This window comes from Pseudomonas sp. B21-054 (assembly GCF_026016345.1).
Classification (GTDB): domain Bacteria; phylum Pseudomonadota; class Gammaproteobacteria; order Pseudomonadales; family Pseudomonadaceae; genus Aquipseudomonas.
Genome location: NZ_CP087204.1, coordinates 3,364,578 through 3,389,900 on the forward strand (window position 1 = coordinate 3,364,578; position 25,323 = coordinate 3,389,900).

Genomic DNA, 25,323 nt, shown 5'->3' on the forward strand with positions numbered 1-25,323 from the left:
TCAATGGGATTGCGTTGTGGGGCCGGGCCTTGATTTATAGGATGACGATCATAATCTAAGGCGTCAACAGTTTTGATGTTGATCAACATCAATGTATATTGGCGCTCTGGAAACAAGCCAAGCAGAGAGGCATGGGGTCATGAGAGTCAGCAAAGCGCAGGTGCAGTTAAACCGGGCGCACATCGTCGAAACGGCGTCCAGGTTGTTTCGTGAGCGTGGCTATGACGGCGTCGGCGTCGCCGACCTGATGGCGGCGGCCGGGTTTACCCATGGCGGGTTCTACAAGCACTTTGGCTCCAAGGCCGATTTGATGGCGGAAGCGGCGGCGTGCGGGCTTTCCCAATCCTTGACCAACAACGCAGGTATGGGGGCCAAGGCATTCTTCGATCTTTACGTGTCCCGGGACCATCGTGATTCCCGCGACGCGGGTTGCACGATGTCCGCCCTTTGCGGGGATGCCGCGCGCCAATCAACGGAGGTCAAGACCACGTTCGCCGAGGGCATTGAAAACATCCTGGATGCCCTCGGGCGCGAAGGCGTGCAACAGAGTGAAGTGGACCAGCAGGCCATCAGGGCGAAGATGCTCGACACGCTGGCCCATGCCGTCGGTGCGGTGATGTTGTCCCGCGCTTGCCCGGATGACTCGCCGTTGGCGGACGAAATCCTTGAGGTCTGCCGCCGGGAAATACTCCAATCCCTGGCGTCGCAGACGTCATGAGCGCCCTGCTGAAATGAGCGGCATCCCCTGTTTGTGAAGAGGATGCCCTCAGTCATTTAGAACCAGGTCTCCATCTGTATTCCGTATTGCCACACGCCGCCAGCATTGAAGTCAGATTTGCCGAAGGAGTCCGAGGCGCTGTAGCGGTCCAGATCCGAAGACCAGTCCATGACGCTTGCGAACACCCGTAGTTCGGGGCGTGTGAGCAAGTCACCAAAGTCAGGCTTGAAGGTCGGGGCGATCGTGAATTTCCAGAAATTACCGTCGACCGCGTTGCGTTGCTGGTAACCCTTGGGATCGAGGTCCATGGTTTGCCAGCTCATCTCGTAGGCCATCTCGAAATTGCTGTTGATTTCATTGGCCAGTCGAACGTTCAGCGTCATCCAGCGGTAGTCGTCACCCTTGACGTACCGGTCCTTGCTCTGTTCGGCCAGCAAGCTGGGACCGATGCGCCAGCCGGGGGCAATGGGGGTCTCGCCGTAAAGCGCCAGGCGCAGCGCGCGGGCATCGTCGATCAGCTCGCCATCGGAGCCGATGTTCTTGACCTCCGCGCCCAGCCCCTGCCCATAGAGCAACGCCGCCTTGGTAAAGCCTTCCCGGCCGAAGAAGTTTTTCTGGTGGTTGGCCACCATGCTGTGCAAACCGGAGTCCGCTGGCGTCAGGCCCGCTTCGTTGCTGCGGATATCGATGTCGTTTTTCTTTGACCCGATGGCATTGAACATCCATTGCCACTGCCCGTTGTCGAAAAACTGGTTGGAGGTCAGGATGTAGCTCTCCACATCGGCATTGATGCCACCCTCGCTGAATTCGCCGTAGTTACGCCCGATCAATGAGTAATTCGAGCGCCAATTCTTGTTCATCTGCACATCGTAGATACCTCCGCCGGTACCGGCCAGGTAGACGACGTCCGAGTCCAGCCAGTGGATATCGAAATTGTCCCGATCAAATCGCTTGCCGGCCCACAGGGTGGAATTTTCGAACATCGAATTGCCCTTGAACGCGGCGATGTGATCCAGTTCGGTAAACACCTGGCGCACGTTCAGGTTGCTTTCGTCGGCAGTCCAATCATTGGAGCTTTCCACGCCATCGGCAATGGATACCGTGAATATGGAACGGGTGCCGTTCTGCGCGTACTGCTCTTTCGACAGGTCGATGCGCATGTAGGTGTCGTCTTCGTTACCCAATCGCCCGACGGCGCCACCCACCGAACCGGCCGGGGTGGTATACGGGCCGCCACGGCCTCCGCCCAGCCCATCGTTGACCAGCAATCCGGAGCGAGCGTAACCCTTGAAGCTGAACCCATCCGTGAGGTGTGGGCTGCTGTCCTGTTTCTCCAGGCTTTGCTGGCGGGCTTCGAGTTTCGCTAATCGCGTGTCCAGCGTCGGCGCTGCAACGTTTGCAGTGGACGCTACCGGTTGGATGGCGGGTGTGGCGAGTTTGAGTTGTTGCAGTTCCCTGGCCAGTGCCTGGGTTTGCTGTTCGGCGGCGGCGGCGCGTTTTTCGGCGGCGCTGGCGCGGGCCTCGAACGCTGCCATGCGTTCTTCCAGAGTCGCGGCTTGAGCGGTGGCCGCCGAGGTGCCGAGCACGCCTGCGAGAAGCCAGCTTGATGCTTTCTGCATGTGGATTTCCCTGTTTTGTTTTTATTTTTTTGTTCCCGCGACCGCCTTCTTCTCGTGGTTTCTGAATTGTCAGACTCCAGGAAAAAAAGGATGCCTCATCGCAAATACACTGCTACATTTGGCGATGTTAACGTTAACTTTTCTAAAAACAAAAATAAAGAGGGCTTTATGAAACAGCTCAAATCGCTCCTTCCCGCAGCGTTACTGGTACTTTGTGGGGGACTTCCATCCCTCTCGACTGCCGCCAATCTCACGATCTCCTGCGGCGCGGTGGGTGCCGAATTGCAACTGTGCAAGGAGGCTGTCGAAGTGTGGTCGAAACAGACCGGCAACAGCGTGGAGGTGGTGTCCACGCCTAACTCGGCGACTGAGAGATTGTCGTTCTACCAACAGATCCTGAGTGCGCAGTCCAGCGACATCGACATCATTCAAATCGACATGGTGTGGCCGGGGATGCTGGCCAAGCATCTGCTGGATCTGCGCGAAGTACTTCCCGCCGACGCGACCCAGGGCTACTTCCAGGCCCAGGTGGATAACGCCACGGTGAATGGACGCCTGGTGACGATGCCGTGGTTCACCGATTCGGGCCTGCTGTATTACCGCAAGGACTGGCTCGAGAAGTACAACAAACCGGTGCCCCAGACCTGGGCGGAAATGACCACCACTGCCAGGGATATCCAGCTGGCCGAGCGCAACGCCGGTAACGCCAATGCTTGGGGCTACATATTCCAGGGCCGCGCCTACGAGGGCCTGACGTGTAATGCGCTGGAGTGGATCAGCAGCCAACCGGACGGTGGCCTGGTCAATGCCAAAGGCGACATCGTGGTCAACAGCCAGGCTTCAAGAACGGCTTTGACCCTGGCGAAAAGCTGGGTGGGCGACATCTCTCCACGGGGCGTACTCAATTACACCGAAGAAGAAGGCCGCGGCGTGTTCCAGTCGGGAAATGCGCTGTTCATGCGTAACTGGCCGTATGTCTGGGCCTTGGTGCAAAGCCCGGACAGCGCCGTGAAAGACAAGGTCGGCGTCGCCCCCCTGCCCCGCGGTGGCGAGGCCGGCACCCATGCCTCCACCCTCGGTGGCTGGGGCCTGGCGGTCTCGCGCTATAGCGCCAATCCAAAGCTTGCCGCGGAACTGGTGAGCTACCTGAGCAGTGCCCGGCAGCAGAAACATCGTGCGCTGGTCGGTGCCTACAACCCGGTGATCGAATCGCTCTACCAAGATCCCGAGCTGCTCGCGGCGATGCCTTATTACAGCCAGCTGCACAGCATCCTCAATGATGGGGTCATGCGCCCTGCCTCGATCACCGCCGATCGCTATCCACGGGTCTCCAATGCCTTCTTCGATCAGGTGCATGGCGTCCTCGCCGGCGAGCGGCCGGTCGATCAGGCGCTGGCCGAGCTGGAAAGCGAACTCACGCGCATCAAACGCCGGAACTGGTAAGCCACAAGGAAGGAAATCACCATGTCTGTCTCCACTGCCCTTGCCCCCTCTGACGAGCTGTTGCTTACCCGCGAAACGCCGGTACAACGCCGTCGGGTTCGCGCCGCCTGGCTGTTCCTGACGCCGATGTTGCTGTGTCTGGCCCTGGTCGCGGCCTGGCCGCTGCTGCGCACATTCTGGTTTAGCCTGACCGACGCCAGCCTGGCCGATACCGGTGACGCAACCTTTGTCGGCTTGAGCAACTATCTGTTCCACAGCAGCACCGGTTGGTCAGGCATCCTGGTCGATCCACAATGGTGGAACGCGGTGCGCAACACTTTGCATTTCACCGTGGTGTCAGTGGGGTTGGAGATCATACTGGGGCTGCTGGTGGCGCTGCTGCTGAACATTCAGTTCACCGGACGCGCCCTGGTGCGGGCACTGATCCTGATTCCCTGGGCGATCCCGACCATTGTCTCGGCGAAGATCTGGTCCTGGATGCTCAACGACCAGTTCGGCATCATCAATCATCTGATGCTGAGCTTCGGCCTGATTGACGCGCCCCTGGCCTGGACGGCAGACGCCGGCCTGTCGATGTGGGCGGTGATCATCGTCGACGTCTGGAAGACCGTTCCTTTTGTCACGCTGCTGATGCTGGCGGCCTTGCAGATGTTGCCGGGCGATTGCTACGAAGCCGCCCGGGTCGATGGCATTCACCCGCTGAAGGTGTTCTGGCGGGTCACCCTGCCCCTGTTGATGCCGGCCTTGCTGGTGGCGGCGATCTTCCGGATCCTCGATTCTTTGCGGGTGTTTGACGTCATCTACGTGCTGACCTCGAATTCGTCGAGCACCATGAGCATGTCGGTCTACGCCCGCCAGCACCTAGTGGAGTTCCAGGACGTCGGCTACGGCAGCGCGGCCTCGACCCTGTTGTTCCTGGTCGTTGCGGTGATCGCCATGGTTTACCTGTACCTCGGTCGCCGTCAGCTGGAGGTGCGCTCATGAGCCCGCGCCTGCTGAAAAAAGCGCTGCTGCGCCTCGGGTTCTGGTGCCTGATCGGGGTACTGCTGCTGTATGCGGTCTTCCCTTTCTACTACGCCATCGTGACGTCGCTGAAACCATCCAGCGCCTTGTTCCAGGTGAGCTACTGGATCGACCGTCCCGACTTTTCCAACTATGCCGCAGTGCTCAGCCAAGCCTCATTCCTGCGGGCGATTGGTAACTCGCTGGTGGTGGCGCTGTGCGTGGTCACGTTGGCGCTGTTCCTCAGCCTGACCGCCGCCTATGCCCTGGGCCGGGTGAAGTTCCGGGGGCGTGGCACGGTCTTGATGATGGTGCTGGGCGTGTCGATGTTTCCCCAGGTCGCGGTGCTGTCGGGGCTGTTCGAGGTGATTCGGGCCCTGGGCCTGTACAACACGTCCTGGGCATTGATCCTGAGCTACACGATTTTCACCCTGCCCTTCACCGTCTGGGTGCTGACCACCTTCATGGGCCAACTGCCCCATGAACTGGAAGAGGCGGCCATCATGGATGGCGCTTCCCCTTGGGTCACATTGACCCGCGTGCTGCTGCCGCTGCTCTGGCCTGCACTGGTCACCACCGGCCTGTTGGCGTTCATCGCCGCGTGGAACGAGTTTCTGTTTGCCCTGACCTTCACCCTCACCGACACGCAGCGCACGGTCCCGGTGGCCATCGCCCTGATTTCCGGCGGCAGCCCCCATGAGTTGCCTTGGGGGTTGCTGATGGCCGCATCAGTGCTGGTCACCGTCCCATTGGTGATTCTGGTGCTGATCTTCCAGCGCCGAATCGTTTCCGGCCTCACTACCGGCGCGTTAAAGGGTTGATGCCCAACAAAGACAAGGAACAGCATCGTGATCAAGTTGAAGCTAGACAACGTGAACAAGCAATTGGGCGGCGCGCGCATTCTTCGCGATGTCAGCCTGGAAATCGCCGCGGGTGAGTTCGTGGTGTTCGTCGGCCCCTCGGGCTGCGGAAAATCGACTTTGCTGCGTCTGATCGCCGGACTGGATTCGATCTGCGGCGGCGACCTGCTGATCGACGGACGCCGGGTCAACGACTTGGAACCGCGGGAGCGTGGCGTCGGCATGGTGTTTCAATCCTATGCGCTGTACCCGCACATGAGCGTCTACGACAACATCAGTTTTGGTCTCAAACTGGCCAAGACCGAAAAAACCACGCTGCGCGAGCGTGTGCTGAAAACCGCGCAGATCCTGCAATTGGACAAGCTGCTGCAACGCAAACCCAAGGAACTGTCCGGCGGCCAGCGTCAGCGGGTGGCCATGGGCCGCGCGATGGCCCGGGAGCCGGACATTTTGCTGTTCGATGAGCCGCTGTCGAACCTGGACGCCTCGTTGCGGGTGCAGATGCGCAATGAGATCGCCCGGCTGCACGCGCGACTGGGCTCGACCATGATCTACGTCACCCACGATCAGGTTGAAGCGATGACCCTGGCCGACAAAATTGTCGTGCTCAATGGCGGGCGCATCGAGCAAGTCGGCTCACCGCAAGCACTCTACGAGCGCCCAGTCAGCCGTTTTGTCGCCGGTTTCCTGGGTTCACCCAGAATGAATTTTCTTCCAGCATTCCTGCACACCCCAGGCGCAACCAGCCTGGTTAAAAGCCTCGTATTGGGGATGACCGCCCTGCCCTTCGACAGCTCGGGACTGGCGCCGAACACCCCGCTGACGCTGGGGATTCGACCGGAGCATGTAGCGCTCAAAGCGGCGCAAAGCAGCACTGGCGTCGCCGTGACCGTTGTCGAATACCTGGGCAGCGAAACCTATGTGCACCTCGACACCGGCCAGGAGGAGCCCCTGATCTGTCGCTGTGAAGTCAACGCCGGGTGGCAGGTGGGCGACCGGGTTGAACTGCAGCTGGCGTTCGACAATCTGCACCTGTTCGACGCCGACGGTACCGCCTTGAAACGTCACCCGCAAACCCCGCCGGATAACGTGACCCTGCGCTCGGTACGAGCAAACGCCCTATGACTGTGTCTTCGAATACCATGAACGCCCCTATGTCCACGCCCCTTGAGCTGGCGCAGCGGGCATCGAGTGATGGCCTGTCTCGCGTCATCCACGACTATCGACCTGACTATCATCTCGCCCCGCCGGTGGGCTGGATGAACGACCCTAATGGGGTGGTGTACTTTCGTGGCGAATATCACGTGTTCTATCAATATCACCCCTTCGACGCGAAATGGGGCCCGATGTATTGGGGGCACGCCAAGAGTGCCGACCTGGTCCATTGGCAGCACCTGCCCATTGCACTGGCGCCGGGCGATGACTTTGACCGCGACGGGTGTTTTTCCGGGAGCGCGGTGGTGTGTGGCGATACCCTGGCGCTGATCTATACCGGGCACACCTGGCTGGGAGACGTGGGTGACGAACGCCAGATCCGCCAAGTCCAGTGCCTGGCCACCAGTGTCGACGGCGTCCAGTTCGTCAAGCATGGCGCGATCATCGAGACGCCACCGCAAGACGCGATCATGCACTTTCGTGATCCCAAGGTCTGGCAGGACGATGAGCATTGGTACCTGATTGCCGGGGCGCGCCTGGGCGACACGCCGCTGCTCCCGCTGTACCGTTCGACGGATCTGCACGCCTGGGAATTCCTCGACTATGTGGCCAGCGGTGATGAAGGCGATGGCTATATGTGGGAATGCCCGGATCTGTTTCGCCTGGACGGGCGCGATGTGTTGCTGTACTCCCCCCAGGGCATGCGGCCCGAGGGGTACGACCGGCTCAACAAGTACCAGACCGGCTACCGCGTGGGCCAACTCGACAGCCAATGGCATTTCACCGGTGGGCCTTTCATCGAGCTGGATAACGGCCATGACTTCTACGCCGCGCAAACGCTGGTGGCTGCCGACGGTCGCCGCCTGGTGTGGGCCTGGCTCGACATGTGGGAAAGCCCGATGCCGAGCCAGGCCCATCACTGGTGCGGGATGCTCGGTTTGCCGCGCGAACTGCAATTGCAGGCCGATCGCCTTGGCGTGTTTCCGGCCCGGGAACTGACAGCTTTGCGCAAGGCGCCGTTGCCGAGCACGCCTGCGTGGGGCGAGTCGGGCAGCCAATGGGTGCCACACGTGCAGGGCGACCGCCTCGAAGTCCATGTGCACCTGGATTTGCTCGGCTGCACCGAGGGCCAACTGGGCGTTGCCCTGCGCTGCAGTGTCGATGGACATGAAGAAACCCTGCTTTATTACGATGCGTCCCTGCAACGCCTGGTGCTCGACCGCAGTCGTTCGGGCGAGCAAGTGACTGGCCAGCGCAGCGTCTCAATAGACCCGGAACAAGGGCCACTGCAACTGCGCGTGTTCCTGGATCGCTCATCCATCGAGGTGTTTGATGAAACCGGGCGCTTCAGCCTCAGCAGCCGCCTCTATCCTCGGCCCGACAGTCTGGGGGTGAAGCTCCTGGCAAACGGGACTGGCGGGAGCGTCTCCATTCCCCAGGCATGGCCCCTGGCCTCGGGATGGCTATGAACGTCGCCATTGGAGTCGCGACAAGCCCGGGCCCTGTGTCATGATTCGGCGTCCACCTGACTGGCCGCACCTCGCATGACTTCAGTGAAAGACGTTGCACAGCTGGCCGGCGTGTCCTTGATGACGGTTTCTCGAGCGCTCAACAATCCGGAAAAGCTGAGCCCCGAAACCCTTCAGCGGGTACGTCGCGCCATTGATGAACTGCAGTTCGTACCGAGCCTGTCGGCGCGCAAGATGCGCGGCGACAACTTGCAATCCCGCACCATCGGTGTGTTCGCATTGGACACCGCGACCACACCGTTCGCGGTCGAGCTGCTGCTGTCCATCGAACAGACCGCGCAGCAGGCGGGTTGGAATGTCTTCATCCTCAACCTGTTGAGCAACCCGCCCACCGACCAGAATATCGACCTGATGCTGTCGCACCGTCCCGACGGGTTGATCTTCAGCGCCATGGGCTTGCGCCAAGTGAGCATTCCCGAGCGATTGAAGAGCAAACCGCTGGTACTCGCCAATTGCCTGGCCGATGACAGTCGCCTGGTCAGTTATGTGCCCGATGATGAGGCCGGGCAGCATCGCGCCGTGCATCACGCCTTGGGCCAAGGCTATCGGCGCCCGCTGTGCATCAACCTGCCGAAAAAGAGCCTGGCCTGGGGCCTGCGGCAAGAAGGCTTGCAAACTGCCTGTCAGGCATTCGGAGTTGCGCCTGACGCCCTCCTGCAATACGACCTGTCCGATCACGATGCCTACGGTGAAACCGCCGCCATCCTCGACCGGCACATCATCGACGGTCGTCCGCAATTCGACATCCTGATTTGCGGCAACGACCGCATTGCCTTTTGCGCCTATCAGCTGTTGTTGGGCCGTGGCCTGAAAATCCCCGACGACGTTGCCGTGCTGGGTTATGACAACATGATTGGCATCGCCGAACTGTTCATCCCGCCATTGACCACAGTGCAACTGCCCTACTACGAAATCGGCCGCCAGGCGGCCCGACACTTGATCGAGGGACTTGAGGTGTCGGGGGCCCAGCGGGTGGATTGTCCGTTGGTGGTTAGGGCTTCGATATAGGTCAGCGCTTGATATGCTGTTGGCGAGTATTTCCTTTAGCTTCCGCTGATCCGACCCAGAGCCTGGGATCCCACTGCTCAATCAGGCGCCCCAACGCATCATAGGCACTGCGGTTGATCCACTCTGCAGCCTGCGCCACCGCAACAGAACGGCAATAAGCCACGGATCGTACCGTGAACCCGCGTGAATCGATCACCGTCAGCGTCGGGGTGTGAGCATGAATACCACCTATCAGTCTGGACATGGCTCAAGCTCTCATGGAGACAGCCAGTTTTAATGACGACCCAAGCACGATACTAACAGCCGTACAGGATCGAAATATGGCCATTAAAATTCTCCCGGGAATTTTATATAGGGCCTTCTCATGGTTACTTGGACCGGCGCATCGACAAGGTTCAAACCCTCCCGCATCTCAAAGGTTTTCGTACCCACCATTCGTTGAAACCCCATGGATGACTTGGAATCGTTCACATACAGATATTGTTTAATTGATGCCGTCGTATTCGCACCTTCAAGCCCCACCTGTATTTCCAGCAATCGCTCTTTATGAGTATCCGCACGCAATACAATTGAGGGCACATCATGAATCTCAAAAGCAAGTATCCCGCCATTTCTTGAAAGATAAGAACGCACCGATTCGGCTTTGCGTTCGTTATCCCATGACTCGCTCCCCAGAGCATCGAGCTTTACTTTCTCTCCTACAACGTCCTGCAAAACTATTGACCCTCGGGCCAAGCCAGGTTTACCGGCAGACGTATTGAATGCTTCAAGATAGCGCTTTGGCCAAACTTCCATCGTTCTACTAGAAGGACTGTGCTTGAACATATCAGCCTCGAATTGCCAGCGCTCCTGCTTTTGGAAATCGTTGAGTGTTATTTTTTCATACCATACCAAAGCTGGGGGTTCCTCAAAACTCCCCAACCAACGATCCATCCAGCCAGGTCTGTATGAAACGTCCAGCTGAGCAATAATGTTATGCCCTACACTATTCCTGGTTTTTAGTTCTGAATGGGATAGTTGCAGACGCTCCAGACGCCATTTACCGAGGTTCTCGGGGGGAGCGAAAACCGAGCCTTCACCATTCAACCCATTTTTATCATGGAGTAAAACAGGCCGATTACTAACCATCACAAACAGATTCAAACCATCAATAGTGCTCGCAGGATCCGGATTGATCCATCGTTGCAACCACGGTGCGTAATACCTGAACCCATAATAATAAAGCCCTGTCGCATCACGCTCCTTGCCCGAATAGCGCACCGTCTTGTAACTGGCCTCGACTTCGCTGCGTCCAGCAAACCAAGCCGTACTGCCGAAGGGATGATAGGTTTCCTGACTGATCACTTCGGCCTCGTTATCCAGTTCCAGGCAACTGGAGCCCAGGTGGTCAGTCAGGTTGTAGCGATACTGGTCATTGGCAATACCGGACGGCGGTGCCGTTTCCCAATGCAGCACTTGCATGGCACTGCGTCCGGCCTGCGCGCAGATCACTTGCAACACTTCGCCAGTGCTTTCGTGGGTGCGGATCTCCAGGCCCGGCAGATAACGCACTTCCGAGATCAGCGAGCGAGCGTTGGTGTGGGTCGAACGGATCTTGCGCCGTCGCAGGCCATCACCGCCGTACAGGTACAACTCACGGTCATCGTCGGCCCCTTTGCGCTCAACCGGTCGCACTTCACGCAACTGATTGCGCAGATCCCAATTCATCGCCTGGCCCGGTTGCAGTTCCAGCAAGTTGCCGTTGCCATCAAACGCTGCGGCAATTTCATCTTCGGTGGGTGGTCGGTCATTTTTTTCCGGCAGGCAGCGATTGCTGTAGCGGGCTGCGGTCAGTTTACGGCTGTGGTTCTGCGGTCCGACATGGATCAATTCAAGCAAGTTACCACCGGCGTCATAGTGGTAAGTCTGGCGGTAGTTGGCGACAGCGCCTGGATCATCGAAGCGATTGAAGCCGGGGCCTCGGCTGGCTCTGCCCGCCTCCCAGCCTGTCGCCTCGGTCAGTTGGTAGAGGCTGTCGTAGCAATAGTGCTTGGTTGGTTCAACCCGCTGATTGGCAAAGAAGCGAATTGGCAAGGTGGCGTCTTCGATGCTCAGCACATTGCCCACCGGGTCATAGGCGTAATGCAGGTCTTGCAGCGCTTCAGTTCCGCGTCGCGCCTCAAGCCGCATCAAGCGGCCATCTTCAGGCCGATAGGTCAGCGTGCTGACCACACCGTTGCCGGCGGTTTCCCGTTCAACTTGGCCGTAGGCGTTGTAGGCGATGTTGCTGACCAGGTTTTGAGAAGTGGATTGATCGTTGAGTTGCAAGTGAGTGGCGAGCAATTGACCGTCGACGCTGTAGCCGAACGATTGCCGATTGCCCTTGGCATCGATCTGTTCCAGCACATCGCCCAGCGGGTTGAAGCGAGAAGAACTGCTGGCCGCTTGTGCGACAGGTTCCACCAGGGCATCTCTTTCCGGCAGCGCGGGCGGCCAATCCGGTGTTTCCAGCGAACTTAAAAAACGCTGAGTCTGATCGAGCACTCCGCCCGTCAAGGCGTACTCGTCCAGCACCTGAGTACCCGCCGGATCATCGTGGCGGATCAACTGCCCACATTGGTTATGCGTGGCGAATTCGGCTTCAGCATCGGCGTATTCATAACGTTCGGTGCAGCGTGGTGTTTCGTCTTCGCCCTGCTCGAAGATCGCCAGGGGACGCAGCAGATCGTCGTACTCAATTTGCCGCTCGCTACCTCGACTGTCCCAGGCTTGAATCAGTTGATCGCCATCGCCAAACAGGCTGATTCGCTCACTGGCATCGACGCTGAGCGAACTCAGGACCTTGCCCGACAATGAATAACGATTGCTGAGGTTGGCGGGTGTTTCGGCATCCTCTATGCGGAGCGCCCAGAGCCTGGGATCCCACTGCTCAACCTGGCGTCCCTGCGCATCATAGGCACTGCGATTGATCCGCTCTTCGGCCTCCATCATCTCGACAGAACGGCAATAGTCCACCCGGCGAATATCCAGCTTTCGCGGATCGACTACTGTCAATATCGGCGTGTGGTCGTGAATGGAGCTCATCACTCTTGAATGCCCCTCTGGTCTGGCAGCCTATCCAGGACTCATCATCTGGCTCGGTCGCCTACGACAACGGCCGTTCAGTGATTCAAAGCCTCTTCGTTAGCCCGGGACTCTTCCAAGGTGTCATTCTCATCTTCGGCAATGCTGTACCACCCCAGGTAACGCTGACGACGCCAATAGCCCATGGCGGTCACCGTCAAGGTCGGGCGTCCCAAGGGATCGTAGAACTGCTGGTCGCAATGACCGAAGCGGCGAAACGACTCATCGTTGATATAGCGATAGCCGTCAGCAAAGTACGGGCGGTAGACGCGCACCGCCAATCCTTTGTTGTTGTATTCGACTCGCTCGCTGACCCGCCAACGCTCGGTGGCCGGCGCGCTCACCGGCTGGTCGCCATCAAGCACCAGGCTGCCGTCGTCTGCAATCTGGTAGGCCGTGCCCGGCTCGACCTTCTGCTTGCTCTGTAGGCTGCGGCCAAAACCGTCCCAGCACTGCACAGCGATACGGATCTTGCGTCCGGGATGGTCCGGCGGTTGCGGATAGCGGTCGGCTTGCAGCACGGCCGCGTGGACCGGCTCACGGCGCTGCATCCAGCTGAACGCATCGCGAAAAAAGGCACTGGCCGCGCCTTGCAGGGCCGCGTCGGGGTCGGCAATGGCTTCGGCGGGCGAACGGACAACCGACTGGTACTCGTCTATGGGGTCGAAACCGACCGCGATGCCACGCTCAGTGCCATGGAAACTGCTGGCGAGCAGTTCACCAAACCCGTCAAAACAAGCTTCCTGGATGTTCTGGTTCGGATCGACGATGCACCGGGGTAGCAGAAACCGATAGTCAACTTCGGCCACGCGGGTGCGGCATCCGTCAGCGGTGGTGACGCTGAGCGGCAGGCAGTAATAGGGATCGAAACTAACGTCCGTCGACCCTTGGCTTTCGGTGGGACGGGCACTGATCAGCCGGTAAAAACCTTCCAATCCGGCGTAGGTCATGAACCCCTTACGCGTCGACCACAACACCCTGTCCGGTTCCTCCGGCAGCGCGGCAGCCATGGGTCGGTAACCGAGCCTGGGCAGCTTGTCCGCCAACTCCTGGGGGCTGAGCACCGACGCATAGGCCTGCAGCGCCGCCTCATCCAGCTCGGCAGATTCAAGGTAGTCGGCCAACGCCTCGAAGCTCGCCTGTCCCGCCGGCAGGGTTTGGCCGGCCTCTTGGTATCGCTGCTCGGACAGCTTGCTCAATACTCGCTTGAAGTCATCACCGGGCGGGGCATTGAGACGGTCGAGCATGGCCTCATAGGCAATATCTTCTGGTCGTAACACTGCCTTCGGCAGTACCAAGGCGTTACTGCGAGCCAGGTACGGCAAGCCCAGGCGGCAGGCTTGTGGATCATCCAGGTGAATGAGCTTCGCGCGGCTTTCGTTCAGGTAGTAATAGTGCTGCGCCTCATCGTGGGCGGCACGCCACCAGGTTTGTTCGTGGGCTTCGCTGAACGGCGGTTCATCGCCAACCTCCTTGCGCCGGGCATAGTCGACCGTCACCTCATGGATCAGGCCACCATAACGATCCCAGGCCAGGCTGATGTGGTGTTGGCACAAGGGATCGTCGGGCTGGCGCTCGTAGGTATATGCGATGGACTCCAGCTCCAGCGGCTGCATCCGGCAGTAAGGCTGGTGCTCGTCCCGTACCTGCCACAGGCGCACCGCGTAACGGTATTGCTGTACCGAATAGGGATTTACCAGCAATGGGTCCGCGTCATCGCGACCGAAGACTTCAACCCGCAACGGTAAGCCGGCCATGGCGTAGGCCATGTCGTGCCAGGTTTCGTCATCGGCCTGGCTGATGATCTCATCGAGCTCGTCACCTTGCGGCGCCAGCAGCAATGCCGGCCCCAACACCTGGGCCGCGCAGTCCGACCGGTCGTAGTCCAGGCCTGGCAGGTCCGGGGTGCGCCCGGTATGGAACCAGCTCTTGCGCAGTACCGGCGCGGTAAACCCCGTCCGCGGCTGTTCGTCACCGGTGATTTCGCTATCGCCTTGCAGCACCAGGCCAAAGCCGCGGAACTCACGCTCCTGCCCATCGTAGAAGCCCTGGCGGTATTGAAAGCGCTGGGTCAGTCGATTACCGGTGATTTCATCGAGCTGGCGCTGCTCGATAGCCACCGGCATCGGAAACGGCACATAACTGGCGATCTCCAACTGCACCGCCAGCAATTCATGTTTTTCATCCAGCCATTCCTGGGCCGAACTGCGGTAGATCACCTCTCCCACCGCGCCCATATTGTTATCCGTGCGATGCAGCAGATACGGCTTGGCCTGGACGAAGTCACAACGCCAATGTTGCGGTTTCATATGCGGGACAGTCAGCACCAGGCTGGAACAACCCAGCCCTTGCAAGTCGGCGACGCTGACCTGGCACAGCCGGTCGTAGCGTACACCCGGCGGCCAGGGCTGGATTCGTGGCGTGCTTTCAAAGCCCATGCCGGTCCGGTTCATGAAAATTTCGGCATGCTCACTGGTGAGGTAGATCAGGTCCGCCGCGCCGGAACCGTCCAGATCCGCCAGCAATATCCGCGAAACGTCGAAGGACTCGTAGCTGTAAGGCAAACTTCCCAAGCGAAAACCTGGATCGAAACGACCATGGCCGCGATTGGGCCAACAGACAATCTCATTGTGGCGAATGCGTACCAAATGCTGCTGACCGCTGCCCAGTACATCGCTGAAGGCCACCAGTTCGGTCTGTGCCTGACTCAACAATGGGAGACGGTCTGCGGGAGCACTTTCGACGTCATGTGCCACATCCTTGCCTGTGCCAAACCCCTTTTCCCGACGATTGGCGTATAAGCGCACGCTGCGCGGACCGATCAGGGCAAGGTCCGACAGACCGCCGCCCATCAAGTCGGCCAATTGGCTTTGCGGGTGGAAGAACTCCAGCGGGAACGCGGCAAAAGTGACGAATTTCGACCAAGTGCGGTCCGGGTTGAGTGTGAAGAAACCGCTCACCCTGGGTTGCGCCATCACCCAGTCCAGCCGGCCATCACCGGTAAGGTCCATCAGCGCCTGGCGCATCGGCTTGCGGCTGTCCATCACCGGAATGGCGTCCAGTCGTTCCCAGGCGTCGTAGCTCACCTCATCCGGTGTTTGTGCCGCCTGCGCACGCAACGGCTCGCGGTAGTACCAAGCCTTGTCGCTGCGATAGAGCACCCCCGGCAAGCCCTCGCCATACAGGTCGACCAATTGATATTGCTGGCCGTCGTTGAGACCTGGCATGGCCTCGAATTGCTGGTACTCAGTGTCTTCAGTCGAAAACACCGAGTAGCTGAACTCCACCGGCGGGCGCGACTCGATGCGCCCTTGCTCGTCATAACCTTGCTGGTGCGCAGCAGACAACAGGCTGTAGCCCAGCTCGGTGGTACCGTATTCAAACAATAGCCGGTGCACCAACCGCGGTTCAGCGCCCAACTCGGCGAACCGATGGAACATCAGCACCTGTCGGCACAGCCTTAGGTTACCCAGCAGGAACCCATAGCCGTAGGTGGCGAACGGGTCGCTGCGTACCGGCCACTCACCCGTCGGTTCGTAGGCAGGAACATCGTTTACCCCGCTGTCACGCTCACCGTAATCAAAAATCAGATCGAAGTGCCACTGCGCTTGATCCATCTGTTCCGGCACCCAGTGGTAGAGGTGCGCGCAGGCCTCGAAATTGCCGTAGCGCACCCGACTGAGGTAACACTGGGCACGAAAGTCACGGGGCGTATCCGCTGGCATGCCGGCGTGGTCTTCACCGGCATATTCATAAAGGATATGTTCGCCGTGGGCATTCAGGCTTTCTTCCAGCAGCCACTCACCGACACGTAGGGAGTCGTCGGGGTCAGTGCTGCGTGAGGAGCGGTTGATGCCGTACAAGTGCAAGGTGCCGTCGGCGCCATGCACCAGCCAGAATCCGGGGTAATCAGTTGCCGAACGCCAATGCTCGATGCGCTCGAACGCGCCTTCGATACGCGGGAAATAACGCGCGACCTGATATTCGGTGCCCAGGTCCAGGCCCCGATAGCGCCTCACTTGTATACGCAAGATCTCCCCGGCAGCCGTGCGTTCCGGCATCCAGACCATGCCGTCCGGCCCGAGGATGACATCTTCGTCGGTGTAGTCCGGCACGCCCTTGCTGGTCCGCCGCGCCACACAACCTAGCGACAGCACCCAGCCGATACCGAACAGGCTATTGCCCACACTGCTGCCGTATCCAAGCGTCAAGGGTGGTGCGAAACCGCGGCCAGGAGAAATCGGTAACGGCAAATCAAACGAAGCCTTGCCGCTGGAGCCGACCTCCCCCCAGCCTTTGCCAATGCTCTGTATCGCCCCTCCTCCCTTGGGCAACGAGGGCGGTGTGATGCTGACGCTTTCCGTTTGATCCATCGCCTGGCTCCAAGCAGATCTGCTGGAGCCAATGTGGGCGTTACCCGGAGGGAGATCTACTGTCAGACCTCACAGTTTTTTAGTGATAAACGAAATAAGAAAACACCGGACCCAACCTATACAGGGTCGCCGGCCAGGCATCCGCGCCGGCGGCCAATGCTCCCGTCGACCTTACTTCTCGCCCTCACAATTGACCATCCAGGCAATCCCGAAACGGTCTTCGAACATGGCGAAACGCTCCGCCCAGAAGGTCTTTGCCAATGGCATGTGCACACTGCCACCCGTACTCAAACCATTGAACAGTCGCTCGGCCTCGGCCACGCTGTCGACATTGAGGGAGACCGACACGCCCTGGGACTTGCGGTACGGCTGGCCCGGCGGGCAATCGGAAGCCATCAGGCTGAATGCGCCGACCGTGAGGCAGGCGTGCAGGATCAGGTCCGGGTCCTTGGGCACACCGGCTTCCTCCGGTGCCTCGGCGAAGGACATGGAAAACAGCTCGCCGCCCAGCACATCCTTGTACAACGCAAAGGCTTGCTTGCAGTCACCGTTGAAGGTCAGGTAGGGAATGATTCTCATGGTGGTTCTCCTGTCGTCAGGTGTCACGATTGATCGGCCATCTGCGCCCGCAGGCGTTCTTCCTGCTCGCGCAACTCGGGGGCAAAGGTCTGGCCAAAGTCCTCGAGTTCGAAGATCTGGCGGATTTCGATTTCGCTGTCGCTGACCATCGGATTCGGGCAGCGCTTGACCCAATCGATCGCTTCCTGCAACGACTGGACCTTGAAGATCCAGAAGCCGGCAACCAACTCCTGGGTTTGGGCAAAGGGTCCATTGACAACCGTCCGGTCCTTGCCGGAAAACCGCACGCGCACGCCCTTGGCGCTGGGGTGCAGGCCTTCACCGGCAAGCATCACTCCAGCCTTGACCAACGCTTCGTTGTAGGCACCCATGGCGGCCAGCAGTTCTTCACTGGGCATTTCTCCGGCTTCCGACTCTGGGCTGGCTTTGACGATCACCAAAAATCGCATGGTCTTATCTCCTGAGGGTGGATAAGCCGTCCCTGTGGCGGCTCTAGGGATAATCGAACGGCAAGGGACGAAATCGACAGACTAGACCGATTTATTTTCGGTAAGCCGAAGAGCGACAGGCGGGCTGCTTTTTGCAGGCGCATCATTAAGCAAAGGGCAACATCACGAAACGCTGCAGTTCAGCGGGAAAGTACATATGAAAACGCCGCTCAATGAGCGGCGCCGATGGTTCTTGGATTCAAGGCGCCCAGCGCCGGAACAGCACACTGGCGTTGACCCCGCCGAACCCAAATCCATTGGAAAGTGCGTGGGTGATCGGCATCTTCCGGGCCTTCAAACCGACCAGGTCGAGCCCATCGGCCGCTTCATCGGGATGAACCAGGTTCAGGGTCGGCGGCACGATCTGGTCACGCAGCGCCAATACCGTGAAGACGGCTTCAATCCCCCCGGCCGCGCCCAGCAGGTGGCCGGTAGCGGATTTGGTCGAGGTAATCGCCACGCCGGAGTCCGTGCCGAACACCGCGCGAATCGCGGCCAGCTCGCCGCTGTCGCCGACCTGGGTGGAGGTCGCGTGGGCGTTGATGTGCTGCACATCGGCAGGGCTGACAGCGGCCTGGCGCAGCGCTTGTTCCATCGCGCGCCGTGCGCCGTTGCCGTCTTCCGGACCTGCCGTCAGGTGGTAGGCATCGGCACTGGTGCCGTAGCCGACCAGTTCCGCCAGGGGCTTGGCCCCACGCGCCAGTGCGTGTTCCAGCGATTCGATCACCAGCACCCCGGCGCCCTCGGCCATGACGAAGCCGTCGCGATCTCGGTCGAAGGGCCGCGAGGCCTCCTGCGGGCGTTCGGCAAATCCCGTGGACAGCGCGCGAGCCGCCGCAAAACACCCCAGGGTCACGCGATCGATCGCGGCTTCAGTGCCACCGCACAAGGCGATATCCGCCTCACCGCTCCTGATCAGCCTGGCCGCATCGCCGATGGCCTGCACGCCAGCCGCGCACGCCGTTACCGGCGCGCCGAGCGGCCCCTTGAAGCCGTGGCGGATGGAGACATGCCCCGCCGCCATGTTCGCAAGGAACGCCGGCGCAGTGAACGGTGACAAGCGACGTGGACCGCGGGTATCGGTGGTGCGTACCGCATCGGCAATCGTGCCAAAGCCACCCACGCCCGATGAAATGATCGTGGCGGTCCGCTCCTGGTCGGCCGCTTCAGTCGGATGCCAGTGCGCCTGTGCCAAGGCTTCGTCGGCGGCGACCAGTGCAAACTCGATGAAGCGATCCATTTTCTTGCGATCCTTCACCGGGATGACGCGCTCGGGGTCGTAACCGGCGTTGGCGTCTTCCTCCAGCGACGGCACCTGGCCGCCCACGGCCACACCGGTACCCTCGGTGATATCGCCAGGCAAGATACGAATGCCCGAGCGTCCGGCCAGCAGCCGTTGCCAAACTTCTTCTACGCCGCAGCCCAGGGGGCCGACAATGCCGACGCCCGTGACAACGATTCGCTTTTGACCTTCGGGGGTACTCATAAGAACCTCTTCATTTTTCAGACGACGCTCACTGCAAGCCACAAGCGATCACTCGCTTACGCCAGCTGTACTGTTTCAATTTGCGCAGGCTGGCCAGGACGGATCTTGAACCAGATGGAATACATTGCCGGCAGGAACACCAGGGTCATGAGGGTGCCGACGAACGTACCGCCGATCAGCGTGTAGGCCAGCGTTCCCCAGAACACGGAATGTGTCAGGGGGATGAACGCCAGGATGGCCGCCAGCGCCGTCAACAGCACGGGACGAGCCCGCTGCACCGTGGCTTCAATGACGGCATTGAACGGATCCAGCCCTTCTTGGGCGTTGTGATGGATCTGCCCGATCAGGATCAGCGTGTTGCGCATCAAAATACCCGAGAGCGCGATCAGGCCGACCAGGGCGTTGATACCGAACGGTTGGTGGAATATCAGCAGCATCGGCACCACGCCAATCAGCCCCAGGGGCGCGGTGAGGAACACCATGAGCATCGCCGAGATCGAACGCACCTGAACAATGATGATCAGCAGCGTCAGCGCCACCATGATCGGCAGCAGGGGCAGGATTGCTTGGTTGGCCTTGCCCGACTCCTCGATAGCCCCTGCCTGCTCGATCCGGTAGCCGTCAGGAAGTGTGTCGAGGATCGGCTGCAATAGCGCGAGCATCGCGCTCGATACGTCCGGTGGCTGCAAGCCTTCGGCAATGTCGCCGCGCACGGTAATGGTCGGCGTACGATCACGCCGCCGAAGGATCGGATCCTCCATGCGTACATCCACCTCGCCGACCTGGGACAGCGGGATACGCTGCCCGGCGGCCCCCACCAGCGTAAAGCCTTCGATCCGGGCGGGGTCAAGACGGATGTCACCGGCGGCGCGCCCCACCACCTGCACCGAACGGATGTCCTCACGAACCGCCGTGATCGGCACCCCGGTCAGCAGGAATTGCAGTTGCTCGGCGACGGCACTGGATGTCAGTCCGACCGCCTGCAGGCGATCCTGATCCAGGTTGAAATGCAGTGTCGGCACCAGCGGCCCCCAATCGGTGTTGACCGTCCTCATCATCGGGCTGGCTTGCATGACGTCCTGTACGCGTGCGGCAATCTCCCGCAGTTCCGTCGGGTCAGGCCCCATCACCCGGTAGGCCACCGGGAACGGTGAATACGGACCGAACACAATCTGGGTCGCCCTGACACGGGCCTCTGGGGCGAGCCCTGCGGCAACCGCTTCGCGAAGACGGAACTTGAGGGTTTCCCGTGCCTCCTGGCTGTCCGTCAGCACGACGATCTTGGCGAACGACGGATCAGGGAGTTCTGGCGCCATCGCCAGGAAGAAACGCGGCGCGCCCTGTCCGATATAGGCCGTGACGATTTTCGCTTCCGCCTGTTTTTGCAGCCAGGCTTCGACCTTGGCCGTGACGGCGCTGGTCTGCTCGATGGAAGTGCCATAGGGCATTTGCACCTCGACCATGACCTCGGGACGGTCTGAAGTCGGAAAGAACTGCTTTTTCACCAGGCCCATGCCCAGGACGGCCACGACAAACAGCGTGATCACCGTGCCGGCCACCAGCCATTTGTGGCCGATGACCCGCGTCAGGACCTGGCGGAAGCGATTGTAGTGGCGGGTGTTGTAAATGGCGGCATGTCCGCCCTCGACCGGCTTGATGTCCGGCAACATTTTCACCCCCAGATAAGGGGTAAAGGCCACCGCGACCACCCAGGAGGCGATCAGGGCGATGCCCACGATCCAGAACATGTTGCTGGTGTATTCGCCAGCGGTCGATTGGGCAAAACCGTTGGGCATGAAGCCAATCGCGGTCACCAGCGTACCGGACAGCATCGGTGCGGCCGTGTGACTCCAGGCATAGGCGGAGGCTTTGATCCGGTCGTAGCCCTCCTCCATTTTCACCACCATCATTTCGATCGCGATGATCGCGTCGTCCACCAGCAGCCCGAGCGCCAGGATCAGCGAACCCAAGGTGATCCGGTCAAAGTTCTTTCCGGTAGCCGCCATCACCACAAACACGATGGCCAGTGTCAACGGTACGGCCGCTGCGACCACAACGCCTACACGCCAGCCCATGCTGAGAAAGCACACGAGCATCACAACCAGCAGCGCGACAAAAAACTTGACCATGAACTCGCCGACGGCCGAATCGATGTTCACGGCTTGATCGGTCACCTTGGTCAGCGTCATGCCCAGCGGCATGCCTTCGTTGATCTTGGTCGTCTCGGCGTCCAGCGCCTTGCCCAGGTCCAGGCCGTTCCAGCCTTCGCGCATGATGACCCCGAGCAACAAGGCCTCTTCGCCGTTATTGCGCACCAGGAAGGTGGCCGGGTCTTCATAGCCTCGTTCAACCGTCGCCACGTCCGAGAGCTTCAACGTGCGCCCCTGGACTGCCAGCGGCGTGTCACGAATTTTCTCCAACTTATCGAAAGCGCCCTCCACCCGCAGGAACACCTGCGGCCCGTTGGTTTCGATGGAGCCGGCGGGCGTCAGTACGTTCTGGCTGTTCAGCGCGGCGAAGATGTCCTGGGGGGAGACCCCCAAGGTCGCCAGCCGGTCATGGGAAAAGGAAATGAAAATGCGCTCGGCCTGTTCGCCGATGATGTTGACCTTCTTCACCCCGGCCACATGCAACAGGCGCTGGCGCAACACCTCGGCATCACGCACCAGCAGGCGCTGCGGCTCACCCTTGGCCTTGAGGGCAAACAGCGCAAACGTCACGTCCGAGTACTCATCGTTGACCAGTGGCCCGATCACCCCCGCCGGCAACTTGGTGGCTTCGTCGTCGAGCTTCTTGCGCGCCTGGTAGAACTCTTCCTGCACCTGCGAGGGCGGCGTGCGGTCCAGCAGCGAAACCATGGTGAAAGCCAGGCCGGGACGAGTGTAGGTTTCCGAGCGGTCGTACCATTTCAATTCCTGCAGGCGTTTTTCCAGGGGCTCGGCGACCTGGTCCTGCATTTCCTGCGCCGTCGCCCCCGGCCATGCAGTGATGACGGTCAGTTGCTTGACCGTGAACGGCGGATCCTCCGCGCGGCCAAGCTTGAAGAACGCCAGGGTCCCGGCGACGGCGATCAGGAAAATCAGAAATACCGTGATGGCGCGCTCGCGCACGGCGAGCGCCGAAAGATTGAAGCTCATTGGCGGGTCCCCGCGACGTTCACATCGCCCGGTGCAAGCAGCCGGACGGACTCGCCTTCACGCAGCAGATGTGCACCCAGGGCGACAATCCGCTCACCGACGTTGAGGCGGCCTGCAACGCGCGCCGCGTCGTCGCTCAAGCCCAAGACCTGGACGGGACGCCAAGTCACTTTTGCCGGCTCGCCGTCGATGACCCACACGCCAGTGCCCTTGCCGGGGTCATACAACGCCGCAATCGGCACTTGCAGCACCGGCCCCTGGGCCACGCCCTCGGCGATACGCAGTGTGACGGTCGAGCCCAGCGGTGCATTTGCCAGGGCGCCCTCCAGGACATAGCGCGCTTCAAAGGTACGGGTCACCCGGTCAGCCGAATCGGAAAGCAGCCTGAGCCTGGCGGTGACCGCCCCGCTGGTGTTGCCATACAGCGTCGCCTGGGCGCTGGACCCGACGGCTGGCCGCAGGGTCTCGGGCAGTTGCACGACGGCTTCGCGCTGCCCGGCTCGCGCCAGTCGGACCACCGGCTGACCCGGACTGACGACTTGCCCCGGCTCGGCGAGCGTTTCCATCACCACACCATCGGCGTCGGCGAGGAGCACTGCATAGCCGGACGCATTGCGGGCCACGTCGGCTTGCGCCTCGGCGGCGCTGAGCTGCGCCTTCGCGGTATCGGCGGCGGCTTTGATCTGGTCATAGCCCGACGCCGAAATCGCCCCGGCTGCCACCAGTTCGCGATATCGAGCTTCATCGTCCGCGGTCTGCTTGGCCCGGGCGCGCGCGGCCGTGACAGCCTCTTGCTGGGCTCGCGCCTGCAAGCCCAGGTCGATGGGGTCCAGACGCATCAACGGCTGGCCTTTCTTGACCGCCTGACCGGCATCCACCAACCGCTCCAGGACCTTGCCTGACACACGAAAACCCAGGTCGCTCTGGACGCGAGCCGCCACGACGCCAGTGAAAGAGCGAGCGCCGACGGAGGAACCCTGCACCTGCGCAACCCTCACCAGAGGAGCAAGCGTGCGCGGATCGGTGGCAGTGGATGAGTCGCCGCACGCCGTGAGGACAAGAGGCAACAAGCAAGCGGCAAGGGTGACAGGTCGGAGCCGGAGCATAGGTTCCCTTTACTGGACAGATGATTGGGAACCCATTCTTGCGCTCGTGACCAATGCTGTCAATGGTCACCAATTGAAGTTTTGTTTTTGGCCCTGTTGGCTCGCGGATAATCCCCAGTAAATAAAGGACCTTGGATCCACGAAGCGGACTTCATAACCAATTGACAGGCAGTGACCATTCTATAATATGGTCACAAATGCCGATCCCGAGGAAACCGCAATGCCACCCCTCCGCCCCCTTGCTTTATTAGTAAGCGTCAGCTTGATGGCCGGCTGCGCGGTCGGTCCGGACTATCAGCGTCCCAACGCTGTCCTGTCGGATCGTTTCCTGGGCCAGCCTTCTGTCGAGCAAAGGAGCGGTGCAACACAGGCCAGCCTCACCACCTGGTGGGAGGGGTTTGGCGACCCGGTGCTGAGCGACTTTATCGCCAAAGCCTTGGAGCAGAACCTTGACCTCGCCCAGGCGTCGGCGCGCGTTGCTCAGGCGCGGGCCGGCCTTGGTGCAGCCAACGCCGCCCTGTTGCCCTCGGGAAATATCAGTGGCCAGGCCGCACGCGCCTATCAATCCGTCGAGACGCCGCAGGGCCAATTGCTCAACTCGAACCCTGGCTTTGAGCGGTACGGGAACAGCTACGAGCTGGACCTCGGCGCGAGCTGGGAGCTGGACATCTTTGGTGGCCTGCGACGCGGACGCGAAGCTGCATTGGCCGAATACCAGGCCTCCGAGGCCGGAGCCGCGGCGACAAGGCTGGCCGTTGCCGCGCAGACCGCCGACATCTACATCACCCTGCGCGGCTTGCAAGCGCGGCTGGATGTTGCGAACCACCAGGTCAAGACCCAGCAGGACCTGCTGGAAAAAGTCCAGTTGCTCTACGGCAAAGGGCTCGCCGCCAGCTATCAGGTCCGCCAGACCGAGGGCACGCTTGCCCAGGTCCAGGCAACGGTACCGGTCCTACAAACCGGGCTGGATGCCGCCATGAATGCGCTGGATGTCATGCTCGGCACGCCGCCAGGCACTCACCGCCCGCAACTGACCGAAACGGGTAGCATCCCCCTGCCCCCACAAATCAGCGAGATGGGTACGCCGGCTGATCTATTACGCCGCCGGCCAGACCTCATCGTCGCCGAGCGCCGTCTCGCCGCCTCCAATGCCCGTATCGGTGAAGCCGTCGCCGAGTACTATCCGAAATTTTCCCTCAGCGCGTTGCTCGGCAGCGCCACTGCGGTCTCTGCCGGACACCTTTTCTCCGGCGGCGCCAGCCAGGCGTCAGGCGCGCTGGGACTGCGCTGGAGGCTGTTCGATTTTGGCCGGATCAACGCCCAGATCGACCAGGCCAAGGGACTGGAAGCCGAAGCGCTGGCTGCTTATCGCCAGTCCGCGTTGCGCGCCACCGAGGATGTCGAGAATGCCCTCTCCGCCTTGGTCAACCGAGAAGCCCAGGCCACGACACTCACCACAGGCGAAGCGTCATTGAGCGAGGCGCGTCGATCATCCTTTATTGCCTATCAGAAAGGCACGGCCAGCCTGATCGATGTCCTCAACGCCGACCAGACACTGCTCCAGGCATCCGATGCCCGGGCACAAGCCCGGACGGAATCGGCACGGGCGGCGGTCGCAGCATTCAGAGCCCTCGGTGGCGGCTGGCAAGCGCCACAGCCACCGCAGCCGGTAGCGAGCCGATGATCAGACATGAACACCAGGCCCTGATCGCTATTTT

General features: G+C 60.7%; 17 protein-coding genes. 8 read left to right on the plus strand and 9 right to left on the minus strand.

The annotated features are described in order from the left end of the window. Positions 1–139 precede the first annotated feature (139 nt). On the plus strand, positions 140–718 hold the full coding sequence (locus LOY70_RS15100) for a TetR/AcrR family transcriptional regulator (RefSeq protein WP_265037883.1): 579 nt from the start codon (positions 140–142) through the stop codon (positions 716–718). A 56-nt stretch (positions 719–774) separates the two neighbouring features. Here LOY70_RS15100 and LOY70_RS15105 read toward each other — a convergent pair whose 3' ends face one another. After that, positions 775–2,337, minus strand: a complete 1,563-nt coding sequence (locus LOY70_RS15105; protein ID WP_265037885.1) for a carbohydrate porin — start codon at positions 2,335–2,337, stop codon at positions 775–777. A 168-nt stretch (positions 2,338–2,505) separates the two neighbouring features. Here LOY70_RS15105 and LOY70_RS15110 point away from each other — a divergent pair, with 168 nt between their 5' ends. The 6 genes from LOY70_RS15110 (at position 2,506) to LOY70_RS15135 (ending at position 9,334) form a co-directional block, all read left to right on the plus strand. Next, positions 2,506–3,780, plus strand: a complete 1,275-nt coding sequence (locus LOY70_RS15110) for an ABC transporter substrate-binding protein (RefSeq protein ID WP_265037887.1) — start codon at positions 2,506–2,508, stop codon at positions 3,778–3,780. 21 nt (positions 3,781–3,801) lie between these two features. Continuing rightward, a complete protein-coding gene (locus tag LOY70_RS15115) occupies positions 3,802–4,764 on the plus strand; it encodes a carbohydrate ABC transporter permease (protein ID WP_265037889.1) in 963 nt (320 codons plus the stop codon). Further along, positions 4,761–5,603 carry a carbohydrate ABC transporter permease gene (locus LOY70_RS15120; RefSeq protein WP_123417397.1) on the plus strand — a complete coding sequence of 281 codons (843 nt, stop codon included), beginning with the start codon at positions 4,761–4,763 and terminating at the stop codon, positions 5,601–5,603. The genes LOY70_RS15115 and LOY70_RS15120 overlap by 4 nt, the downstream gene beginning before the upstream one ends. A gap of 27 nt (positions 5,604–5,630) precedes the next feature. Continuing rightward, positions 5,631–6,767 (plus strand): ABC transporter ATP-binding protein, encoded by a 1,137-nt coding sequence (locus LOY70_RS15125; protein WP_265037891.1) that lies wholly within the window; start codon positions 5,631–5,633, stop codon positions 6,765–6,767. Then, on the plus strand, positions 6,764–8,266 hold the full coding sequence (locus tag LOY70_RS15130) for a glycoside hydrolase family 32 protein (protein ID WP_265037893.1): 1,503 nt from the start codon (positions 6,764–6,766) through the stop codon (positions 8,264–8,266). The genes LOY70_RS15125 and LOY70_RS15130 overlap by 4 nt, the downstream gene beginning before the upstream one ends. A gap of 75 nt (positions 8,267–8,341) precedes the next feature. Further along, positions 8,342–9,334, plus strand: a complete 993-nt coding sequence (locus LOY70_RS15135; protein ID WP_265037895.1) for a LacI family DNA-binding transcriptional regulator — start codon at positions 8,342–8,344, stop codon at positions 9,332–9,334. Between the two features lies 1 nt (position 9,335). Here the strand turns inward: LOY70_RS15135 and LOY70_RS15140 are convergent, their stop codons facing one another. From LOY70_RS15140 to LOY70_RS15175, 8 genes are all read right to left on the minus strand, one after another. After that, entirely contained in the window at positions 9,336–9,578 is a 243-nt protein-coding gene (locus tag LOY70_RS15140; RefSeq protein WP_265037896.1) for a hypothetical protein, read from the minus strand. Between the two features lie 83 nt (positions 9,579–9,661). After that, a complete protein-coding gene (locus LOY70_RS15145) occupies positions 9,662–12,397 on the minus strand; it encodes an RHS repeat-associated core domain-containing protein (protein ID WP_265037898.1) in 2,736 nt (911 codons plus the stop codon). A gap of 77 nt (positions 12,398–12,474) precedes the next feature. Then, complete coding sequence (locus LOY70_RS15150) at positions 12,475–16,809, minus strand: SpvB/TcaC N-terminal domain-containing protein (RefSeq protein WP_265037900.1); 4,335 nt, start codon at positions 16,807–16,809, stop codon at positions 12,475–12,477. Positions 16,810–16,980: 171 nt separating this feature from the next. Further along, positions 16,981–17,388 (minus strand): VOC family protein, encoded by a 408-nt coding sequence (locus LOY70_RS15155; protein ID WP_265037902.1) that lies wholly within the window; start codon positions 17,386–17,388, stop codon positions 16,981–16,983. A gap of 23 nt (positions 17,389–17,411) precedes the next feature. Beyond that, the gene (locus tag LOY70_RS15160; protein ID WP_265037904.1) at positions 17,412–17,837 is read right to left on the minus strand and encodes a YciI family protein; all 426 of its coding nucleotides are present in this window, start codon (positions 17,835–17,837) and stop codon (positions 17,412–17,414) included. A gap of 238 nt (positions 17,838–18,075) precedes the next feature. Further along, on the minus strand, positions 18,076–19,362 hold the full coding sequence (gene fabF, locus LOY70_RS15165) for a beta-ketoacyl-ACP synthase II (RefSeq protein WP_265037905.1): 1,287 nt from the start codon (positions 19,360–19,362) through the stop codon (positions 18,076–18,078). Positions 19,363–19,418: 56 nt separating this feature from the next. Continuing rightward, positions 19,419–22,499: an efflux RND transporter permease subunit gene (locus tag LOY70_RS15170; protein WP_265037907.1), complete on the minus strand. Its 3,081-nt coding sequence runs from the start codon at positions 22,497–22,499 to the stop codon at positions 19,419–19,421. Continuing rightward, the gene (locus LOY70_RS15175) at positions 22,496–23,605 is read right to left on the minus strand and encodes an efflux RND transporter periplasmic adaptor subunit (RefSeq protein ID WP_265037909.1); all 1,110 of its coding nucleotides are present in this window, start codon (positions 23,603–23,605) and stop codon (positions 22,496–22,498) included. Before LOY70_RS15175 ends, LOY70_RS15170 begins: the two co-directional genes overlap by 4 nt. 220 nt (positions 23,606–23,825) lie before the next feature. Between LOY70_RS15175 and LOY70_RS15180 the strand changes: the two genes are divergently transcribed. After that, complete coding sequence (locus tag LOY70_RS15180; protein ID WP_265037911.1) at positions 23,826–25,289, plus strand: efflux transporter outer membrane subunit; 1,464 nt, start codon at positions 23,826–23,828, stop codon at positions 25,287–25,289. Positions 25,290–25,323 lie beyond the last annotated feature (34 nt).

Coding starts and splice junctions, on each gene's coding strand:
- fabF (WP_265037905.1), bottom strand. CDS start 19,362: ATGAGTACCCCCGAAGGTCAAAAGCGAATCGTTGTCACGGGCGTCGGC.
- LOY70_RS15170 (WP_265037907.1), bottom strand. CDS start 22,499: ATGAGCTTCAATCTTTCGGCGCTCGCCGTGCGCGAGCGCGCCATCACG.
- LOY70_RS15145 (WP_265037898.1), bottom strand. CDS start 12,397: ATGAGCTCCATTCACGACCACACGCCGATATTGACAGTAGTCGATCCG.
- LOY70_RS15140 (WP_265037896.1), bottom strand. CDS start 9,578: ATGTCCAGACTGATAGGTGGTATTCATGCTCACACCCCGACGCTGACG.
- LOY70_RS15150 (WP_265037900.1), bottom strand. CDS start 16,809: ATGGATCAAACGGAAAGCGTCAGCATCACACCGCCCTCGTTGCCCAAG.
- LOY70_RS15100 (WP_265037883.1), top strand. CDS start 140: ATGAGAGTCAGCAAAGCGCAGGTGCAGTTAAACCGGGCGCACATCGTC.
- LOY70_RS15160 (WP_265037904.1), bottom strand. CDS start 17,837: ATGCGATTTTTGGTGATCGTCAAAGCCAGCCCAGAGTCGGAAGCCGGA.
- LOY70_RS15115 (WP_265037889.1), top strand. CDS start 3,802: ATGTCTGTCTCCACTGCCCTTGCCCCCTCTGACGAGCTGTTGCTTACC.
- LOY70_RS15155 (WP_265037902.1), bottom strand. CDS start 17,388: ATGAGAATCATTCCCTACCTGACCTTCAACGGTGACTGCAAGCAAGCC.
- LOY70_RS15110 (WP_265037887.1), top strand. CDS start 2,506: ATGAAACAGCTCAAATCGCTCCTTCCCGCAGCGTTACTGGTACTTTGT.
- LOY70_RS15120 (WP_123417397.1), top strand. CDS start 4,761: ATGAGCCCGCGCCTGCTGAAAAAAGCGCTGCTGCGCCTCGGGTTCTGG.
- LOY70_RS15175 (WP_265037909.1), bottom strand. CDS start 23,605: ATGCTCCGGCTCCGACCTGTCACCCTTGCCGCTTGCTTGTTGCCTCTT.
- LOY70_RS15130 (WP_265037893.1), top strand. CDS start 6,764: ATGACTGTGTCTTCGAATACCATGAACGCCCCTATGTCCACGCCCCTT.
- LOY70_RS15105 (WP_265037885.1), bottom strand. CDS start 2,337: ATGCAGAAAGCATCAAGCTGGCTTCTCGCAGGCGTGCTCGGCACCTCG.
- LOY70_RS15180 (WP_265037911.1), top strand. CDS start 23,826: ATGCCACCCCTCCGCCCCCTTGCTTTATTAGTAAGCGTCAGCTTGATG.
- LOY70_RS15135 (WP_265037895.1), top strand. CDS start 8,342: ATGACTTCAGTGAAAGACGTTGCACAGCTGGCCGGCGTGTCCTTGATG.